This window comes from Mesorhizobium sp. M1338, assembly GCF_040318045.1.
In the GTDB taxonomy this organism is placed as follows: domain Bacteria; phylum Pseudomonadota; class Alphaproteobacteria; order Rhizobiales; family Rhizobiaceae; genus Mesorhizobium.
Genome location: NZ_JAMYLL010000006.1, coordinates 24,807 through 44,990 on the forward strand (window position 1 = coordinate 24,807; position 20,184 = coordinate 44,990).

At 64.4% G+C, this 20,184-nt stretch carries 15 protein-coding genes; 7 read left to right on the forward strand and 8 right to left on the reverse strand.

Annotated features, from left to right (window positions below; translation table 11 throughout):
* Nucleotides 1-10: 10 nt before the first annotated feature.
* Nucleotides 11-2,515 (reverse strand): heavy metal translocating P-type ATPase, encoded by a 2,505-nt coding sequence (locus NKH19_RS08200; protein WP_352868973.1) that lies wholly within the window; start codon nt 2,513-2,515, stop codon nt 11-13.
* A 193-nt stretch (nt 2,516-2,708) separates the two neighbouring features.
* Between NKH19_RS08200 and NKH19_RS08205 the strand changes: the two genes are divergently transcribed.
* Together NKH19_RS08205 and murJ are read left to right on the forward strand one after the other, a co-directional pair.
* Nucleotides 2,709-5,510, forward strand: a complete 2,802-nt coding sequence (locus tag NKH19_RS08205) for a [protein-PII] uridylyltransferase (protein ID WP_352868976.1) — start codon at nt 2,709-2,711, stop codon at nt 5,508-5,510.
* Between the two features lie 46 nt (nt 5,511-5,556).
* Entirely contained in the window at nt 5,557-7,155 is a 1,599-nt protein-coding gene (murJ, locus tag NKH19_RS08210) for a murein biosynthesis integral membrane protein MurJ (protein WP_352868979.1), read from the forward strand.
* Here murJ and NKH19_RS08215 read toward each other — a convergent pair.
* The gene (locus NKH19_RS08215) at nt 7,130-7,348 is read right to left on the reverse strand and encodes a hypothetical protein (protein ID WP_352868982.1); all 219 of its coding nucleotides are present in this window, start codon (nt 7,346-7,348) and stop codon (nt 7,130-7,132) included. The two genes, murJ and NKH19_RS08215, sit on opposite strands and share 26 nt — an antisense overlap.
* A gap of 417 nt (nt 7,349-7,765) precedes the next feature.
* Between NKH19_RS08215 and trpS the strand changes: the two genes are divergently transcribed.
* From trpS to NKH19_RS08230, 3 genes are all read left to right on the forward strand, one after another.
* The gene (trpS, locus tag NKH19_RS08220; RefSeq protein ID WP_352868984.1) at nt 7,766-8,833 is read left to right on the forward strand and encodes a tryptophan--tRNA ligase; all 1,068 of its coding nucleotides are present in this window, start codon (nt 7,766-7,768) and stop codon (nt 8,831-8,833) included.
* 99 nt (nt 8,834-8,932) lie between these two features.
* Nucleotides 8,933-9,424, forward strand: coding sequence for a universal stress protein (locus NKH19_RS08225; RefSeq protein ID WP_352634367.1), 492 nt, complete (start codon nt 8,933-8,935; stop codon nt 9,422-9,424).
* A 188-nt stretch (nt 9,425-9,612) separates the two neighbouring features.
* Nucleotides 9,613-10,182, forward strand: coding sequence for a NifU family protein (locus NKH19_RS08230; RefSeq protein ID WP_352868987.1), 570 nt, complete (start codon nt 9,613-9,615; stop codon nt 10,180-10,182).
* 184 nt (nt 10,183-10,366) lie between these two features.
* Here the strand turns inward: NKH19_RS08230 and NKH19_RS08235 are convergent, their stop codons facing one another.
* A complete protein-coding gene (locus tag NKH19_RS08235) occupies nt 10,367-10,984 on the reverse strand; it encodes a L,D-transpeptidase (RefSeq protein ID WP_352868990.1) in 618 nt (205 codons plus the stop codon).
* A gap of 227 nt (nt 10,985-11,211) precedes the next feature.
* Between NKH19_RS08235 and cueR the strand changes: the two genes are divergently transcribed.
* On the forward strand, nt 11,212-11,634 hold the full coding sequence (gene cueR, locus NKH19_RS08240) for a Cu(I)-responsive transcriptional regulator (RefSeq protein WP_352868993.1): 423 nt from the start codon (nt 11,212-11,214) through the stop codon (nt 11,632-11,634).
* A 161-nt stretch (nt 11,635-11,795) separates the two neighbouring features.
* Here cueR and NKH19_RS08245 read toward each other — a convergent pair whose 3' ends face one another.
* Complete coding sequence (locus NKH19_RS08245) at nt 11,796-12,014, reverse strand: hypothetical protein (RefSeq protein ID WP_352868996.1); 219 nt, start codon at nt 12,012-12,014, stop codon at nt 11,796-11,798.
* Nucleotides 12,015-13,445: 1,431 nt separating this feature from the next.
* On the opposite strand from NKH19_RS08245, the gene NKH19_RS08250 reads away from it, so the two are divergent.
* A complete protein-coding gene (locus tag NKH19_RS08250) occupies nt 13,446-13,946 on the forward strand; it encodes an MmcB family DNA repair protein (RefSeq protein WP_352869159.1) in 501 nt (166 codons plus the stop codon).
* 8 nt (nt 13,947-13,954) lie between these two features.
* On the opposite strand, the gene nhaA is transcribed toward NKH19_RS08250, so the two are convergent.
* The 4 genes from nhaA to hrpB all read right to left on the reverse strand — a co-directional run bounded on the left by nhaA (nt 13,955) and on the right by hrpB (nt 19,951).
* A complete protein-coding gene (gene nhaA, locus NKH19_RS08255; RefSeq protein ID WP_352868999.1) occupies nt 13,955-15,151 on the reverse strand; it encodes a Na+/H+ antiporter NhaA in 1,197 nt (398 codons plus the stop codon).
* 225 nt (nt 15,152-15,376) lie between these two features.
* Nucleotides 15,377-15,940, reverse strand: coding sequence for an ActR/PrrA/RegA family redox response regulator transcription factor (locus tag NKH19_RS08260; RefSeq protein ID WP_352982089.1), 564 nt, complete (start codon nt 15,938-15,940; stop codon nt 15,377-15,379).
* Between the two features lie 85 nt (nt 15,941-16,025).
* Nucleotides 16,026-17,357 (reverse strand): ActS/PrrB/RegB family redox-sensitive histidine kinase, encoded by a 1,332-nt coding sequence (locus NKH19_RS08265; protein ID WP_352869002.1) that lies wholly within the window; start codon nt 17,355-17,357, stop codon nt 16,026-16,028.
* Nucleotides 17,358-17,383: 26 nt separating this feature from the next.
* Nucleotides 17,384-19,951, reverse strand: coding sequence for an ATP-dependent helicase HrpB (gene hrpB, locus NKH19_RS08270; RefSeq protein ID WP_352982090.1), 2,568 nt, complete (start codon nt 19,949-19,951; stop codon nt 17,384-17,386).
* Nucleotides 19,952-20,184: the final 233 nt, after the last annotated feature.

The following is a 20,184-nucleotide window of genomic DNA, read 5'->3' on the forward strand; positions in this document are numbered from 1 at the left end:
GGAGCTTGGATCAGAGTTTCAATGTTCTCAGCCGCAGGGCGTTTGATATCACCGACACCGAGGACAGGCTCATCGCCGCCGCAGCCAGCATCGGCGACAAAAGCGTGCCGGTGAGCGGATAGAGCACACCGGCGGCGACCGGCACGCCAAGCACATTGTAGAGGAAGGCGAAGAACAGGTTCTGGCGGATGTTGCGGATCGTCGCCTGGGCCAGCGTGCGCGCCCGCACGATGCCGTTGAGGTCGCCCTTGACCAGCGTGATGCCGGCGCTTTCGACCGCGACATCGGCACCGGTGCCCATGGCGATGCCGACATCGGCGGCGGCAAGCGCGGGTGCGTCGTTGACGCCGTCGCCGGCCATGGCGACGCCCGCGCCTTTGGCGCGCAGTTCCTCGACGAGGGCCGCCTTCTGTTCCGGAAGCAGGCCTGCGCGAACCTCATCGATGCCGAGGCTTCTGGCGATGGCGTTGGCCGTGCGTTCATTGTCGCCGGTCGCCATGATGATCCTCAAGCCGCTGTCATGCAGCGCCTTGATTGCCTCGGCGGTGGTCGCCTTGACCGGGTCGGCGACAGCGACAAGGCCGGCCAGTCTGTTGCCGACGGCGACGAACATCGCCGTCTTGCCTTCGGTCTGCAGTGCCTCGGCCCTAGCCGAGACTGACCCGGTGTCGATCCCTAGATCGGCCATCATCGCGGCATTGCCGAGCGCGACCTTCTTTCCCGACACCGTGCCGGAAACGCCCTTGCCGGTGACCGCCTCGAAGCCGCTGGCCTCGGCAACGGTCACACCGCGCGTGGCGGCGCCTTCGACGATGGCTTCGGCCAGCGGATGCTCCGAGCCTTTTTCCAAACCCGCGGCAAGCGCCAGCAATTCGTCTTCGGAAAAGCCGTTTGCCGCAACGACATCGGTCAGTTTCGGCCGGCCCTCGGTCAGCGTACCCGTCTTGTCGACGATCAGTGTGTCGACGGAGGCGAAGCGTTCGAGCGCGGCGGCTTCCTTGATCAGTACGCCGGCGTGCGCCCCGCGCCCAGTGGCGGTCATGATCGACATCGGCGTGGCGAGGCCGAGCGCACAGGGGCAAGCGATGATCAGCACCGACACAGCCGAGACGATGGCAAAGATCAGGCTCGGTTCGGGTCCAATCACGGCCCAGGCGATGAAAGCGGCGATCGCGACAAGGACGACGGTCGGCACAAAGTAGAAAGAAACGCGATCGGCCAACCCTTGAATCGGGGCGCGCGAGCGTTGTGCCTTGGCGACGAGCTCGACAATGCGCGCCAGCGTCGTCTCGGAGCCGATCCGCTCGGCGCGCATGATCAGCGAACCTTGTCTGTTGAGCGTGCCGCCGGTCAAGGCATCGCCTTCAGTCTTTTCGACCGGCAACGGTTCACCCGTGATCATCGATTCGTCGACCGAGGAACGGCCTTCCAGCACCGTGCCGTCGACCGGCACCGCGTCGCCGGGACGGATGCGCAGGCGATCGCCGGCCTTGACCGCGTCAAGCGGCACATCGCTTTCGGAACCGTCGGCGACGATCAGCCGCGCGGTCTTCGGCGCGAGATCAAGCAAGGCGCGGATCGCCGATCCGGTTTTTTCACGGGCACGCAGCTCCAATACCTGGCCGAGGAAGACCAGCGCGACGATGACGGCGGCAGCCTCGAAATAGACCGGCACCGCACCGCCATGGCCGCGGAACTGATGCGGAAAAATGTCCGGAAACAGCGTGGCGACGACGCTGTAGAAATAGGCAGCACCTACGCCTAACGAGATCAGGGTCCACATGTTGGGGCTGCGGTTGAGGATCGAATCCCAGCCGCGATGAAAGAAGGGGAAGGCAGCCCAAAGCACCACCGGACTTGCCAGTACCAGCTCGATCCAGACCTTTGTCCGATCCTCGACCAGGCCTTCAAACGTCAGGCCGAGCATGGGCGCCATAGCTATGATCAGAAGGGGGACCGACAGGGCCGCGCTCACCCAGAGCCGCCTGGTGAAATCGACCAGTTCGGGATTTGGCCCTTCATCGCCTGTCGGCACGCCCATCGGCTCCAGGGCCATGCCACAGATGGGGCAGGCGCCGGGCTTGTCACGGACGATTTCGGGATGCATCGGGCAGGTGTATTGCGTGCCCTTGGGCATCTCCTGGGGCGCCGGCCTGTCGCCGAGATATTTTTGCGGCTCCGCTTCGAATTTCGCCTGGCAGCCAGCGGAGCAGAAGTAGAAACCCTGACCCTCGTGGCGGGCAAAGTGCCTGGCTGTCGCACGGTCGACGCTCATGCCGCAGACCGGATCGGTGGCCGTCAGGAATTTTTCCGGCTCGGCGACGAATTTCGTGCGGCAGCCTTGACTGCAGAAATGATAGAGATGGCCATCATGCTCGGCCGTCGGCTTGCCGGCGGCCGGGTCGACGGTCATACCGCAGACCGGGTCGCGGACGACGGCCTGTGCGGCAGGTGCTGCGCCCTTTACTGAACAGCAGCCGCCATGCGCGTGATGATCGTGATCGGAATGCGTCATGCGAAAAATGCCTCGATGGGTCGGTGTGCGACGCGGAGATAGGGCTTCCAGTAACTGGAAGGTCAAGGGCCGGTTTTGATTTTGTGGCGGCGGGTGTCGAATGTCCGCGCGGAGACTCGTCCTCCCGCCCCATACCCAGCGCCGCGAAAACGCGCTATAGACGCCGCCGAAAAGGCGAGGCCGACCCGGACATATGGCAAGAATCTCCCTGAAGCTCGACGAACTGATCGACGGCGAAGCCTTGCGCCGCGAGATGACCGCGCAGACCGCGGCCAAGGCAGGCGACGGCTCCGGACAGGCGGCGCGCAGCGGTGTGCTCCAGCTGCTCAAGGGGCGGCTGGCCGACGGGCGCGCCATTGCCGAACGCATGCTGCGGGACGACGGCGGCGGCAGTGCCTGCGCGGCGCGGCTGTCGCATCTCATGGACGAGATCATCCGGGCGCTCTACGATTTCGCCGTCACCCATGTCTACCGGGTCAAGAACCCGTCTTCGGCGGAGCGCATGGCCGTCGTCGCCGTCGGCGGCTATGGCCGCGGCACGCTGGCGCCTGGGTCCGACATCGACCTGTTGTTCCTGCTGCCCTACAAGCAGACGCCATGGGGCGAGCAGACCGTCGAATACATGCTCTACATGCTGTGGGACCTGGGGCTCAAGGTCGGCCACGCCACCCGCAACATCGACGAATGCCTGCGCCTGTCGCGCACCGACGTCACCATCCGCACCTCGATCCTCGAAGCGCGTTTCCTGTGGGGCGAGGAAAAACTCTATGACGAGCTGATGCTGCGCTTCGACCATGAGGTGGTGCGCACGACCGGTCCCGAATATGTCCAGGCCAAGCTTGCCGAACGCGACGACCGCCATGCCAAGGCCGGCGAAAGCCGCTATCTCGTCGAACCCAACGTCAAGGACGGCAAGGGCGGCCTGCGCGATCTGCAGACGCTGTTCTGGATCGGCAAATATTTCTACCGGGTGCGCACCGGCCAGGAACTGGTCGACAAGGGCGTCTTCACCGAGGGCGAATACCGGGAGTTCCAGAAGGCCGAGGATTTCCTGTGGGCGGTGCGTTGCCACATGCATTTCCTCACCGGCAAGGCCGAGGAACGGCTGCATTTCGACATTCAGCGCGAGATCGCCGAACGGCTCGGCTACACCACTCACCCCGGCCTGTCGGCGGTCGAGCGCTTCATGAAGCACTATTTCCTCGTCGCCAAGGATGTCGGCGACCTGACCCGCATCTTCTGCGCCGCGCTCGAAGAAGAGCAGGCCAAGCACGTGCCGGGCTTCAACCGTATCTTCCTCACCTTCTCGCGCCGCAAGCGCAAGCTGGCCGGCACGTCGGACTTCATTGTCGACAACCACCGCATCAACATCGCCGACGACCAGGTGTTCGAACGCGATCCGGTCAATCTTTTGAGATTGTTCTGGTTTGCCGACAAGCACGGCCTGGAGTTCCACCCCGATGCGCTGAAGCTGCTGACCCGCTCGCTCGGCCTGGTCAACAAGTCGTTGCGGCGCGACGAGGAGGCCAACCGGCTGTTCCTCGACATCCTGACCTCGGACCGCAATGCCGAACTCAATCTGCGCCGCATGAACGAGGCTGGGCTGCTCGGCAGACTGATCCCGGATTTCGGCAAGATCGTCGCCATGATGCAGTTCTCGATGTACCACCACTACACGGTGGACGAGCACCTGATCCGCTGCATCGGCGTGCTGGCCGAGATCGAGCGCGGCGACGGCGAAAAGGTCCATCCCCTCTCGCACACGCTGATGCCGGGGCTGAAGAAGAGCCGCGAGGCGCTCTATGTCGCCGTGCTGCTGCACGACATCGCCAAGGGCAGACCTGAAGATCATTCCGAGGCCGGTGCCAGGATCGCGCGGCGCATCTGCCCGCATATGGGGCTGTCGCCGGCCGATACCGAAACCGTTGCCTGGCTGGTCGAGAACCACCTGGTGATGTCGATGACGGCGCAGACCCGCGACCTCAACGACCGCAAGACCATCGAGGATTTCGCCGCGATCGTGCAGTCGGTCGAGCGGCTGAAGCTGCTTTTGATCCTGACCGTCTGCGACATCAGGGGCGTTGGACCCGGTGTCTGGAACGGCTGGAAGGGCCAGTTGCTGCGCACGCTCTACTACGAGACCGAACTGCTTTTGACCGGCGGCTTTTCGGAAGTGTCGCGCGCCCAGCGCACGGCGGCGGCGCGAGAGCGTCTCGCCGAGGCACTTGCCAGTTGGCCGGACAAGGCTCGCAAGCGCTATGTCGGCCAGCACTACGAGAACTACCTTTTGACCGTCGATCTCGCCGACCAGCTGCGCCATGCCGAGTTCATCCGCGAGGCTGATGTGGCGGGCAAGAAGCTCGCCACCATGGTCATGACCCACCAGTTCGAGGCAGTGACCGAAATCACCGTGCTGGCGCAGGACCACCCCCGCCTGCTCTCGGTCATCGCCGGGGCTTGCGCCGGAGCCGGCGGCAACATCGTCGACGCACAGATATTCACGACGTCGGACGGCCGTGCCCTGGACACCATCCTGATCAGCAGAGAATTCGACCGCGATGAGGACGAGCGCCGGCGCGCCGAGCGCGTCGGCCGGCTGATCGAGGACGTGCTGTCTGGCAAGAGCTGGCTGCCGGAGATGATCGAGAAGCGCACCAAGCCGCGGCGCGGCGCCAAGGTGTTCAAGATCCCGCCGCGCGCCGAAATCCGCAACACGCTGTCGAACCGTTTTTCGGTCGTCGAGGTCGAGGGCCTGGACCGGCCGGGGCTGCTGTCGGAGATCACCGGAACGCTTTCCGACCTGTCGCTCGACATCGCATCGGCCCACATCACCACCTTCGGCGAGAAGGTCATCGACACCTTCTATGTCACCGACCTCACCGGCCAGAAGATCGACAGCCCGGCCCGCATCGCCACCATCCGCAACCGGCTGATGGCAACGCTCGAAGGCATCGTGCCCGAACGCGGCGGCAAGGCCAGGGCGGCGGCCGAGTGACCGCCGCCATCACTTTGTCCTTATCCCGCAGGCAGTCTCCAAACGCATGAGCCTCGTCAAGAAATTTGCAACGGTCGCTTCCGGCACGCTGATGAGCCGCGCGCTCGGCTTCGGCCGTGAGATGCTGATGGCGGCCGCACTCGGCACCGGACCGGTCGCCGACGCCTTCAACGCCGCCTTCCAGTTTCCCAACACGTTTCGCCGGCTGTTCGCCGAGGGCGCCTTCAACGCCGCCTTCGTGCCGCTGTTCGCGAAGGAGATCGAGACCCACGGCACCGACGGCGCCAAGCGCTTTTCCGAGGAAGTGTTCGGTGTGCTGTTCACGGCGCTGCTGGCGCTGACGATCATCATGGAACTGTCGATGCCGCTGATCGTGCGCTACCTGGTGGCGCCGGGTTTTGCCGGCACACCGGGGAAATTCGACACCACGGTGACGCTGGCGACGATCATGTTCCCCTATCTGATCTGCATGTCGCTGGGCGCCATGATGGCGGGCATGCTGAATTCGCTGCGCCGCTATTTCGCAGCGGCAGTGGCACCGGTGTTCCTCAACGTCATCCTGATCAGCGTGCTCGCCTATGCCTGGTACAAGGGCTCCGACGCACTCACCGTCGGCTACGGGCTGTCCTGGGGCGTGCTTGCCGCCGGGCTGGTGCAACTGGCGATCGTCTGGGTGGCGGTGCGCCATGCGGGCATCTCGATCGGCTTCCGCCGTCCGAAAATGACGCCCGCTGTCAAGCGGCTGCTGATCCTGGCGCTGCCGGCGGCAATCACCGGCGGCATCACTCAGATCAACCAGCTGATCGGCACGGCGATCGCCTCGGCGCAAAACAGCGCTGTCTCTTCGCTTGCCTATGCCGACCGCATCTACCAGTTGCCGCTCGGCGTGGTCGGCGTGGCGGTGGCGATCGTGCTGTTGCCCGAACTGTCGCGGGCGCTGAAGTCGGGCAATCTGATCGAAGCGGCCAACCTGCAGAACCGCTCGGTCGAGTTCACGCTGTTTCTGACCCTGCCGGCTGCAGCCGCGCTCTGGGTGATGTCGGAACCGATTGTGCGGCTGGTCTATGAGCGCGGCGCGTTTGCCGCCAACGGTTCGACACCGACGGTGGCGGCGATCCTGGCGATCTTCGGCCTCGGCCTGCCGGCCTTCGTGCTGATCAAGGCGTTCACCCCGGGCTATTTCGCCCGCGAGGACACGCGCGCGCCGATGATTTTTGCCGCCATCTCGGTGGCGGTGAACGTGACGACGGCGCTGACGCTGTTCCCCCGGATGGGCGCGCCCGGCATCGCGGTGGCCTCGGCCGTCGCCGGCTGGGTCAACGCGCTGATGCTGCTCGGCGTCTTGATCCGGCGCGGCCATTGGGGCCGCGACGTGCCGCTGATGAAACGCATTCCACGGCTGGTGCTGTCGGCGGTGGTGATGGGGGCGGCGCTCTATTTCGCCGAGCACTGGTTCGCCGTCAGGCTCGGACCCGGCTCGCCGCTGGTCGTCAAGGCGACGACGCTGCTGTCGCTGGTCGCCGGCGGAGCGCTGCTCTACTTCATCACCGCATTTGCCACCGGCGGCGCCGACTTCGGCATGATCCGGCGCAATGTTGGGCGGAAGGGCACGCCCCCTGTCAAGGAACAGTCTCCAGATCCGTGAGCCCAACTGTATTGACCCCGTCGACAAGCATCAGTCTTCGCCAGACAACTCGTCGTAGACCGGGTTCGCAGTGGCTCGCGACTTGCTTGCTAAGTTCGATTCCGAATTCGGCCCGAAGCCGCGCCGCTGTTTCCAGCGGCGTCTCGAGGGCGCGGCGCTTCAAAGCTGCTTCGATGTTGATGTCGACGGGCATTTATTTTTCATCAGATCGTATGCAGAATAGGTCCCACTCTATCATGAATGCCGATGTCTGCGCTCATTGCCCTGCCGGGCATTTCTCCCCGTAAACGGGGAGAAAGTAGCTGACCGCAACGCGGCGCGTTTCTGCAGCGCTGGCGATTAGCGAAACCGGTGATGACGGGCTCTTTCTCTCCGTCTCTATACGGGAAATGTCCGGCAGGACAATGAGGGGCGGCGCCAAGCTGGCAGGTCAAGAGACCAGCGCTATAAGCGCGCTCCCAACAACATGGGAACAAGCAATCCGACCTGACGCAATTGCTCCGCCGCGATCACCGAACCTCTTGATCCGCTCCACACTCTCGTTCATAAGCGCGCCGTCGCAAGACTTTCGCCGCGCGCGAAACGGCCCTCCACAAGCCATGAGGAAACCATGACCGCCTTCAAGCCACTCGTCTTTTCCGGCGTCCAGCCGACCGGCAATCTGCATCTCGGCAACTATCTCGGCGCCATCAAGAAATTCGTCGCCCTGCAGGACACTTCCGACTGCATCTATTGCGTCGTCGACCTGCATTCGCTGACCGCCCAACTCGTTTATGAAGACCTCGCCGACCAGACGCGGTCGATCACCGCTGCGTTCCTGGCCTCGGGAATCGACCCGACGAAGCACATCGTCTTCAACCAGTCGCGTGTGATGCAGCATGCGGAGCTTGCCTGGATCTTCAATTGCGTGGCGCGCATCGGCTGGATGAATCGCATGACGCAGTTCAAGGACAAGGCCGGCAAGGACCGCGAGAACGCGTCGCTCGGCCTGCTTGCCTATCCGAGCCTGATGGCTGCCGACATTCTGCTCTATCGTGCAACGCATGTCCCGGTGGGTGAGGACCAGAAGCAGCATCTGGAGCTGACCCGCGACATCGCGCAGAAATTCAACAACGACTTCTCCGGCCGCATCGCCGGTCTTGGCGTCGGCGTCGAGATGCAGGTCGGCGAAGAGACCGTGAACGGTTATTTCCCGCTGACCGAGCCGGTCATCGGCGGGCCGGCGGCGCGCATCATGTCGCTACGCGACGGCTCGAAGAAGATGTCGAAGTCGGATCCGTCGGACCTGTCGCGCATCAACCTGACCGACGATGCCGACGCCATCTCGAAGAAGATCCGCAAGGCCAAGACCGACCCGGAAGCGTTGCCGAGCGAGTTGGACGGTCTGGCCGCCCGGCCCGAGGCGGAAAACCTGGTCGGCATCTATGCTGGCCTCGCCGAGATGTCGAAGGCGGATGTGCTCAAGGAGTTCGCCGGCCAGCAGTTTTCGGTGTTCAAGCCGGCGTTGGCAGACCTTGCGGTGGAAAGACTGGCGCCGATCGCCAGCGAGATGCGCCGCATTTCCGACGACCGCACCTATGTCGACGCGGTGCTCAAGGACGGCGGCGAGCGCGCCGGCGTGCTGGCCGAAGCGACGATGAAGACGGTCCGCGACATCATCGGGTTGCTGCAGGCCTGATCTCGCTGCCGCACTGCACCATACTGCCCCAAGGCCGGCGGCTTGCCGCCGGTCCGTGGCGGTGGCAGATTACGGCCTCAGTAACACCGAGTAGAAGACATGGTCTCCAAACGCCTCAGCCGCGAAGCCGGCCATCGCCGCAAGTTCCTGGCGATCATCGACGACACGCCGGAGTGTGAGCGCGCAGTCGCCTACGCCTCGAAGCGGGCGCAGAGCACCAGCGGCACGCTGGTGCTGCTCTATGTCATCGAGCCGGATGATTTCCAGCACTGGCTGGGCGTCGAGAAGATCATGCGCGAGGAGGCGACCGCCACGGCGCGCGCAGCACTCGACAGCTATGCCAGCAAGGTGCGCCAGAAGCTTGGCATCGAGCCGGAGATGGTGGTGCGCGAAGGCAAGCCGACGGAAGAGATCCACAAATTGATCGAGGAAGACCAGGACATCGCCATCCTGGTGCTGGCCGCCGGTGCGGGCAAGGAAGGCCCGGGGCCGCTGGTCGGCGCCGTGGCCGGCAAGGGTGCCGCCTTCCCGATCCCGGTGACGGTCGTGCCGCAGAATCTTTCGGACGAGGAGATCGACAGCCTCGCCTGAGATGTATCGATGTCGGGGTGATGCCGGCCTGACCTGAATCTCGACACACCTTCGAGCACCTACCGAGGCGCGCAAAAACATTCCGCCAGCCAGCCATTCCGGCGATGCGTTTCGCTTGAATGTCCAGCCGATTGAGCCTATTTAGAATTATTCCAAACTAGCTGCCCGAAACGGGCACGGAGATGGCCATGTTCATCCAGACCGAATCGACGCCAAATCCGGCGACGCTGAAATTCCTGCCCGGCAAGGAAGTGCTTCTGGAAGGCACCGCCGATTTCCGCGATGCCGACAGCGCCGCACTTGCCTCGCCGCTGGCGGGCCGGCTGTTCGAGATTCCCGGCGTTACCGGTGTTTTCTTCGGCTATGACTTCATCACCGTGACCAAGGACGGCCCCGACTGGCAGCATCTGAAGCCGGCGATCCTCGGCGCCATCATGGAGCATTTCATGTCCGGCGCGCCTGTCATGGCCAAGGCCGGTCCTGCCGCCGAGACCAGCCTGACCGGCGAGTTCTACGACAAGGCCGACGAGGAACTGGTCATCACCATCAAGGAACTGCTCGATACGCGGGTGCGCCCGGCGGTCGCCCAGGATGGCGGCGACATCACCTTCCGCGGCTTCGAGAACGGCACGGTGTTCCTGCACATGAAAGGCGCCTGCGCCGGCTGCCCGTCATCGACGGCGACGCTGAAGCACGGCATCCAGAACCTTCTGCGTCACTTCGTGCCGGAAGTGCAGCAGGTCGAGCAGGTCTCCTGACCGTTCAACTCGCCGTCTTGCCGGCTAACAAACTCGATCCATCGCAAAAAACAAAAAACCGGGCCAAATTGCCCGGTTTTTTGTTTGGGACGTCCGTTGTTGCCTAGACGGTCCGCGTATGAAAGCTGCCTCTATCCGATCATGATTTTCCCGAGAACCGATACCGCTTTCTCGGAATCATGATCTAAAGAACAATGACCTTGGCGCCGACCGAGGCGCGGTCATAGAGGTCGATAATGTCCTGATTCATCAGGCGGATGCAGCCCGACGACATCGCTTTGCCAATCGAATTCCATTCCGGGCTGCCATGCAGGCGATAGCCCGAGTCACCGCCCTTGTTGAACAGGTACATGGCGCGCGCACCGAGCGGGTTCTTCAGGCCCGGCTCCATGCCGCTGGCAAACTTTTCCAGTTCGGGCTGGCGCTGGATCATCTGCCGCGGCGGCGTCCAGGTCGGCCATTCGCGCTTCAGCGCGATGTGGGCGGTGCCATGCCACTCGAATCCTTCACGGCCGACGCCGATGCCGTAGCGAATTGCCCTTCCGTCATCTTCGATGAAGTAGAGGAACTTGTTTTGCGTATCGACGATGATGGTGCCCGGTTTTTCCGGGCTGTCGTAGTTCACTTCCTGCCGATGGTACTTCATCGGCACTTTCTCGATCGGGATGCGCGGCAGTTGGTAACCGGCGTCGGTGACGGCGCCGTAGTCGTTGGAGAAAATCCGCGAGCCGATGGTGCTGCAACCGGCGATAGCAGTGGACAGCGCCAGTGCGGCGACGATAGCAAACGACTTCATGCGCATCAGGTGATCCGGTGCCCCGCCCCAACTTCGGCGGCACGAGTCGGCCGCTTTCTCTCAATCATTCATGCTGGCATTTGCTTTGCTTGCCAAGCGCGCGATGCCTATATGCCGGAGTTGACGTGCTGGTAAGCGCACTACTATGGCATTTCGGCAACAGCCCTCACAGGATTGTGGAGGAAATTCAATGACCGGGCCCACGGCTTCGCCAGGAATCGAGGAGAACCATCATGAATGTCGGTGACGCCGCCCACCGCTCCGGCCTGCCGGCCAAGACCATCCGCTACTATGAAGAGATCGGCCTGATCGCCCCGGCGCGCGCCGCCAACGGCTACCGCGACTATTCCGGAGACGACATCCACCGGCTGACCTTTTTGCGCCGCGCGCGCAATCTCGGCTTTTCCATCGATGATTGCCGGCAGCTGATGGCGCTTTACAAGGACCGCGGCCGCGCCAGCCACGACGTGCGCGAGATCGCCGCCGCCCATGTCGCGGCGATCGAGGAGAAGGTGCGCGAACTGCAGTCGATGCGCTCGACCTTGCAGAAGCTGATCCACGCCTGCCATGGCGACGAAAGGCCGGATTGCCCGATCCTTGATGACATGGCGGGGGCGACGTTGCTCAGCGACAAGGGTGCTTCGGCCCCTGCATAAGGACTTCGCATCGACCATGATCGAGCGGCGCCTTGGCGCACGGATTGTCGAGCAGGCGCTAAAAAGGTCCGCCGCCGGCCGCACGGCAATTCGATCGGCACAATTTCCTTCGATATCTGGGCGCGTCAATCGACCGCACTATTTCATCCTTGTCGCAATGATCAACGATGGAGGTTGGCATGGATCGGCGATTGTTCCTGACTGGAATGCTTGGAATGGCGGGGGCCGCGACCGTGGTCGCACTTGCGCGCCCCGCCACTGCGTTGGCCGGCATCCCGAATACGGGACCCGGCATTCTCGATGAACTCGACAAACCGTCCGACGATATTCTCGACCAGGATGGTCCTGACGTCCAAGACGGCATCGAGCTCGTGCGGCATCGCAGGTGGCATCGCCGCCGTCGCGGGTGGAGACGGGTTTGCCGTCGCTATTGGCGTCACGGTTACTGGCGCCGCAGGTGTTTCCGCAGATCCTTCTGGATCCGCTTCTGACCGAGGCCGGCAAACAAGAAGTCGCATTCGTCGGGCCTGCGCCGTCGCTGTCGGCTAGACTTCCGATCAGGGCAAAAAAGGCCCGCCGCTGTGGGGCGGCGGGCAGTCTCTGGAGTGCCAGGGGATCAACCCGGCATTGGGTCAACCAGCGGGCCATGGGTTGGTTGCAAAAAGGCACATGGGCATTCGATTGTACGATCATAACCAAGCAGCCAGGCGCATTGCCCACCTTTTGAGCCGCGCTAAACTTGAAAGGCGGCAATCCCAAATCCGCCGCAGATGGCCGACGCGATTAGGCAATGTTGTCTCACCGGCATCCGCGTCGGCCATTTTGGCGACGAATATACATTTGAGGCGCGGGGGCGAGTTGTCATCCTGATGACCGGCATTACCTTTGATGGGGCGGGTCGACGCGACTTACCTGTCGACTGACTAAAGTGGCGGTACGTCCAATGGACATTTCCGGAACTGTCGGATTTTTGCGTATGAACCTCGGACTTTGGCCCCATTTTCCAGCTGTTGATGGAAGACGGCGGCCCGGTGGCCTTTCCTTTGGGTGGACCGCTACCGGGCCTGACCGGAGCGGGGTGTAAGGGGGGAGCTCCGGCTGCCTCCTAAAATACCACCTTTCCGTTATATGCGCGCTAGCTAATTTAAAGAGAGGCTATGCGCCTGCCGCTGGGCGGGAGTCATCAGGGGGAACGAACGTGGCGCTGCAGTGGGCCGGAGTCTGTCAAATATAAAATCGCCTTGCTGTGACCGCTCCGGGCACCTGCATGAAGCGCTGCTGAATGCCGAGGCGCAGGCAAGCAAGGACGCCATTCCTCGGATGGAATGAAACGGGGCGGTGAGCCAGAGCCGCCTTCCGGACTTCGACGGTACGGTTTTTACCAAAGCCCTCGCCTTTTGTCTCCCGATGCTAGTCTGGTGGGGCGGCATACCCCCAAAAATCGCCGCAGTGGCCGACGCGGCTTCGGCAATGCCGTCCCACCGGCATGCGCCGGCCACTTCTTGGCTCGTCGCCGAGTTGGCGAATCCGGGTGCGCTGATATGAATCGCGCATGGGGATGGTGCGGTTTCTTTGGAGCGATCCAGGGCATCGGGATTCTTTGGACCGTTCCTCGCAGATGGGAAGGCAGCAATCAGAAATGCGACCCAACGCAGGCTCATCAGCAGCACTTCCCATGGCGTTTGGGGCATGACGTCGCGTCCCTCTGTCGGCAGTTGATTGTTCGAGGATTATATTCCTATTCCGCCGAGTTTGTCAATCGCCCCGCGGGCGGGGTTCAAACCGTGAACAAAATCTGGCATGCTGCCGTCATGCCGATCATCTCTCCCATCCAAATCAACCCTCTCATCGACGGTCGCCAGTCCGAACGCGCCATGCTGGTGCGGCGCGGCGTGCAGCGGCTGCTCATGGAGATGGGCGCGCATGTGCTGCCCGAACTGTCGCTGGCCACCGGCCGCCGTGCCGACCTCGTCGCGCTGACCCGGCAGGGCGACATCTGGATCATCGAGATCAAATCCTCGATCGAGGATTTCAGGGTCGACCGCAAATGGCCCGACTACCGGCTGCACTCCGACCGCTTCTTCTTCGCCACCCATCCCGGCGTGCCCTCGGAGATATTTCCCGAAGAGTGCGGCTTTATCCTCTCCGACGGCTACGGCGCCGAAATCATGCGCGATGCGCCGGAGCACCGCATGGCGGCGGCCACGCGCAAGGCGCTGATGCTGCGGATCGCGCGGGCCGGCGCTTCACGGCTGCTGGCGGCTGAACTTGCCGGCGTGTCGGTGCCGGCGCTCGAGGGTGAGAGCGAGTAGGTATCGCCTTACCCTTCACCCTCTTCCAGCCCACGCTCGGCCGGGGCCATCAAAAGCACGGCGGCACCCAGAATAGCGGCGATGAAGGAGCCGGCGAGGATGCCGACCTTGACCGCGTCCTGCAATGCCACGTCACTGGCGAAGGCGAGCAGGCCGATGAACAGGCTCATGGTGAAGCCGATGCCGCACAGCAGCGAGATGCCGATCATGTGCACCCAGCCGGCGTTGGCGGGCAGATCGGCAAGACCGAACCGGATGGCAAGCGCCGAGGAGCCGAACACGCCGACCAGCTTGCCGACCACGAGGCCGGCGGCGACACCCAGCGTCAACGGCTCGATCAGCGCGCCAAAGCTGAGGCCGGCGAGCGAAACGCCGGCATTGGCGAAGCCGAAGATCGGGATGACGACAAAGGGCACTATCTTGTGCAGGCCGTGCTCGAGCCGGTGCAGCGGCGAATGGTCGAGATCGTGGCCGATCCCGGCGGAGCGTTCGAGCGGAATGGTCAGCGCCAGCGCGACGCCGGCAAGCGTCGCATGGACGCCCGATTTCAGCACCAGCACCCACAGGATGGCGCCGAGCACAAGGTAGGGCACCAACGTCATCACTCGCATGCGGTTGAGCACGACGAGCGCGGCGATGACGGCGAAAGCGGCGCCGAGATAGGTGAGCGACAGACCGCTGGTGTAGAAGATGGCGATGATGATGACGGCGCCGAGATCATCGATGATGGCCAGCGCGGTGAGGAACACCTTCAGCGAAGCCGGCACGCGGCTGCCGAGCAGCGACAGCACGCCGAGCGCGAAGGCGATGTCGGTGGCGGTCGGGATCGCCCAGCCCGACAGTGCCGCCGTATTGTCGCGGTTGATGGCGACATAGACGAGCGCCGGAACCACCATGCCGCCGGCGGCGGCGATGCCGGGCAATGCGCGCCGGGGCCAGGTGGAGAGCTGGCCATCCAGCATCTCGCGCTTGATCTCCAGCCCGACGAGCAGGAAGAACACCGCCATCAACCCGTCATTGACCCAGTGCGACACGCTGAGCGGGCCGAGATAGGCGTGGAGCGCGGAAAAGTAGGTTTCGGCCAGCGGCGAATTGGCGACGATGAGAGCCAGTGCCGCCGCCGCCATCAGGACGATACCGCCGGCCGCTTCACTATCGAGGAATTCGCGGAAGACGGAAACCGGCCGCTGCTTCAAATCCCGCATGTCGCCTCCGTTAAGCCGCGTCACTCGCGATGATGCTCAAACTCCGGCAGTGGAGCAAGCATCGGACTGTGTTCCGCGCCCCAGAGACTGTTTCGAAATTCGCTCTGGCGAGTCATATGGTGGCGGTTTCGAGAACCGTAGCGCAGCGGACATTTGGTCCGTGAGCAACGGAAGCGCAGAAAACGCCATCAGATGGCCGCCAGAGTAGAGTTTCCAAGCAGTCTCTCAGCGTGGCGCGCGCTTGGCTAGTATCCGCTGCAAGGTGCGGCGATGCATGTTGAGCCGGCGCGCTGTCTCTGAGACATTGCGCTCGCACATTTCATAGACGCGCTGGATATGCTCCCAGCGGACGCGGTCGGCCGACATCGGGTTTTCCGGAGGCGCCGCGCGCTCGCCGGCGGTGCGGGTGAGTGCCGCGAAGATATCGTCGGCGTCGGCGGGCTTGGAGAGGTAATCGACGGCGCCAAGCTTCACCGCGGTCACCGCGGTGGCGATGTTGCCGTAGCCGGTAAGGATGATGGCGCGGGAATCGTCGCGCTTTTCGCGGATGACCGCGACCACGTCGAGGCCGTTGCCATCGCCAAGCCGCATGTCGACCACGGCGTAGGCGGGCGGATTGGCGCGCGCCTTGGCAACCGCCTCCTCGACGCTCTCGGCCGTCTCGACCACGAATCCCCTGGTTTCCATGGCGCGGGCCAGACGCGTAAGGAACGGCTTGTCGTCATCGACGATGAGCAGCGAGGTGTCCTCGCCTTCAACCATTGCGCCAATATTTTCGTCGCCTGTCATAGTCTCAAAATTCCTGCTGCCTTAATTTTACGCAGATATAGTTCCCGAGCCTCATTGTCCAATTTTTAGAGCTCCTTCAAGGCTCTCAGGCGGTGTCGAACATGCTGGCCGAAGTGATTTCCGGATTGAGGAACACACCACGCGGCCACGATATCTGTACCACGGCGCCCTCGCCCAGGCCGCTCGAATTGCGGAAATCGAGCGTCGCGCCAGAGCGTTCGAGCAAAGTCTTGGCGATGAACAGGCCGAGCCCCAGGCCGCCGCCGCCTTCATTGCCCTGGCGCGTCGACATATAGGGCTCGCCGATGCGGTCGATGATCTCGGCCGGAAAGCCCGGTCCGTCATCGATGATCGAGAAGGTGACGGTGGCCTCGTTCCAGCTCCAGCCGACGGTGACGCTCTTGCGGGCGAAGTCGACGGCGTTCTCGACCAGATTGCCGAGGCCGTAGATGACGCCCGGATTGCGGCGCCCGACCGGCTCGGGCCCGATGCGTTCGCCAGGCCGAAGCTTGATCGAGATGCCGAAGTCGCGATGCGGCGCGGTGACCTCCTCGACCAGCGAGGTCAACGGCAGCCGCGAAAGATGCGCTTCGCCCTCGGAGGACAGGCTGGTCAGGCGCTTGAGGATTTCGCGGCAGCGCTCGCTCTGCGAGCGAAGCAGCTTCACGTCTTCCCCGTATTTCAGATCGTTGCCGAGGGCCTTTTCCATCTCCTTGGCGACAAGCGCGATGGTGGCGAGCGGCGTCCCAAGTTCGTGCGCGGCCGCGGCGGCCAGCCCGTCGAGCGCCGAAAGATGCTGCTCGCGCTGCAGCACCAACTCCGTGGCGGCGAGCGCATTGGCCAGAAGCCGTGCTTCGGCGGCCACCCGGAAGGCGTATATGGCGGTGAAGGCGATCGAGGACAGCACCGCCATCCACATACCGGCGACGTAGATGAAGGGCATCTCCAGCGGCGCGCCTTCATGCCAGGGCAGCGGCAGATGGACAAAGACCAGCAAGGTCGCCGCCGACATCACCAGCCCGCCGAGGATGGCGGTCAGGCGCAGGGGCAGCGAGGTCGCCGAAATGACGACGGGCACGGTCATCAGCAGCGAGAACGGGTTGGTGAGGCCGCCGGTCATGTAGAGCAGGCCGGCAAGCTGCAGGCTGTCGAAGATGAGGATGCCGAAGGCCGCGAGCGGAGTGAGCCGGTGCGCCGCCGGAAAACGGAAGGCGAGAAACAGGTTCATCCAGGCCGAACAGGCGATCAGGGCAAAGCAGAGGCTGACCGGCAGCGGAAACTTCAGGCCATAGGCAACGACGAGAACCGCAACGCTCTGACCGACGATGGCAAGCCAGCGCAGCCGGATCAGCGTGTTGAGGCGCAGTCTCTGACTCTGCTGGAAATCGGGCGAACGCAAAACGCTGATCATGACCATGAAATACAGCCGCGGGACGGCAAGCGCTAGGTACCTCTGGGTTTTGCCCGGGCGGTGGCGGCGGCGAGAAGCGGATTTTCCGGCCAGACATGCTTGGGATAGCGGCCGCGCATGTCGGCGCGCACATCGGCCCAGGAGCCGCGCCAGAAGCCGGGCAGGTCGCGCGTCGTCTGGATCGGCCGGTGCGCCGGCGACAGGAGTTCGAGCGTCAGCGGCACGCTGCCATTGGCGATGGCGGGATGGCGGTCGAGACCGAACAGCTCCTGCACGCGAACCGCCAGCACCGGCCATTCGCCGTCATAGCGGATCGGCACATGGCTGCCCGACGGGGCGTCGAAATGGGTCGGCGCCAGCGTGTCGATCCTGCGCTGCAGATCGTGCGGCACGAGTGTGGCCAGTCCGGCCGAGACAACGCCCGCATCGATGGCGGCAAAGGATGCCGCGCCGGACAGGAACGGCAGCAGCCAGTCGTCGAGACGCTCGATGAGGGCGGCATCCGCCATATCGGGCCAGGGCGCGCCAAGGCCGCGATGCAGCCAGCCAAGCCGCTGGCGCAGCGTTTGCGCCTCCTTGCTCCAGGTCAGCAGCGACAGCCCGTGCTCGCGCACCGCATCAAGGATGGCCCGATCGGCATCGATGCCGGTTGGCGGCGGCAGCATGCGTTCGGCAAGCGTGATGGCGCCAAGGCGAACGGCCTCGCGCACGCGCACCGCGCGCTTGTCGCGGTCGAAGCTCGTTTGCCTTCGTGTTTCGATCTTGTCCGCGAGCGCGGCGCGGACATCGTCCTCGCTGATTGCCGCCGCCGCCGTGATGCGCGCGTTCTGCGCCTTGCCCTGCAAATCGGCGACGACCAGAAACGGCTCACCCGCCAGCGGGTCGGCTGCGTCGAGCATGGCGCCCGAGCCATTGGCCAGTACGAAACGGCCGCGCTCGCCGCGCGCCTTGGCGACGCGATCCGGCCAGGCATGGACGAGCAGAGGGCCGGCACCCTTGAGGGGAGGGTCGGCGAGCGCGCCTTGCGCAGCAAGACGAGGGAGACGGGGTGGGGGTGCCGCGCTCGGCCGACCCCCACCCCGCTCCGCTTCGCGGATCGACCCTCCCCACAAGGGGGAGGGTGAAGATGCCTGCCTCGCCAGCCGTTCGGCGAGCTGGCGCGCGGCGGTGGCGCGCGGCGATCTTTCCTGGCGAAAGCGCATCAACCGTCGCTCTAGGTCGGCGCCATCACCGCCAAGGCCGCGTTCGGTGAGCAGCACGGCAAGCATGGCCGCCTCATGGGCGTGACCGCTCTCGGCTGCCTCGGCGACCATATGCGCAAGCCGCACGGGCAGAGCGAGCTTGCGCATCGCCATACCCGCATCCGTCAGGCGCCCATCCTCGTCTATGGCATCCAGCGCGCGCAGCAGCGCCCGAGCCTCGTTGAGCGCTGGCGCCGGCAGCGGATCGAGAAAGGCGAGCCCTGTCGGATCGGCGACGCCGAAAGCGGCGCAGTCGAGCAGCAGGCCGGACAGGTCGGCCTCAAGGATTTCGGGTGGCGTGAAGGCGGGGAGTGCGGCCGTCTGCTCGGCCCGCCACAGCCGGATGGCGACGCCAGGCTGCGTGCGGCCGGCACGGCCGGCGCGCTGGTCGGCGGAAGCCTTGCTGACGCGCACGGTCTCCAGCCGGGTAAGGCCGCTCGCCGGCTCGTAGCGCGGCAGCCGCGACAGGCCGGAATCGATGACGACGCGCACGCCGTCGATGGTGATGGAGGTCTCGGCGATCGAGGTGGCCAGCACCACCTTGCGGCGGCCTGGCGGCGCCGGCTTGATCGCCGCGTCCTGCGCCTTGCCGTCGAGCATGCCGTAGAGCGGCACGATGTCGGTATCGGCACTGATCCTGTCGGCCAGCCGCTCGGCGGTGCGTTCGATCTCGCGCTGGCCGGGCAGGAAGGCGAGCACGCTGCCGCTCTCGTCGGCAAGGGCGGCGCGGATCGCCTTGGCCATGGCGTCTTCGATGGTGGTGCCCGCCGACCGCTCGTCGTAACGCACATCGACAGGAAAGGCGCGGCCCTCGCTCTCGATTACCGGGGCGCCCGACAGCAGCTTCGCGACGCGCGCGCCATCGAGCGTCGCCGACATCACCAGCAGCCGCAGATCCGGCCGCAGCGCGCCCTGCACGTCGATCGCCAATGCCAGACCGAAATCGCCGTCGAGCGAACGCTCGTGGAATTCGTCGAAAATCACCGCCGAGACGCCGGGCAGTTCGGGATCGTCGAGGATCATCCGTGCCAGCACGCCCTCGGTGACGACCAATATCCTGGTCTTTGCCGAGGTGCGGTTTTCCATGCGCATGGCATAGCCGACGGTGGCGCCGGGCTCCTCATCAAGCAATTGCGCCATGCGGCGGGCGGCGGCGCGGGCGGCGAGCCGGCGCGGTTCGAGCAGAACGATCTTGCCGACCCCCAGCCAGGACGCGTCGAGCAGCGCCAGCGGCACCAGCGTCGTCTTGCCGGCGCCGGGCGGCGCCACCAGCACGGCGCTGTTGCCATGGCCGAGCGCTTCGCTCAGCGCCGGCAGCACGGCGGATACCGGAAGCTCCGGCAGGGGTTTTGTGGTCATCGCGTCCGCATATCAGCGGTGGTGGTGGCCGCGCAACTTATCGCACCAACGCCAATTCAAAGCCGGGTGCGGGAAAACGGGTTCCAGCGCACCGTGCCCAGCCGCGCTTCCTCGCGCACCATGGTCAGCAGGCCGCTCCACCGACGACCGCCAGGCCGTAGCCGACCAGCGCTTTTCCCAACGTTTTCAGACATCGCCATAAGCATGCTGCGGCGCAGCAACGAATTCGCTTG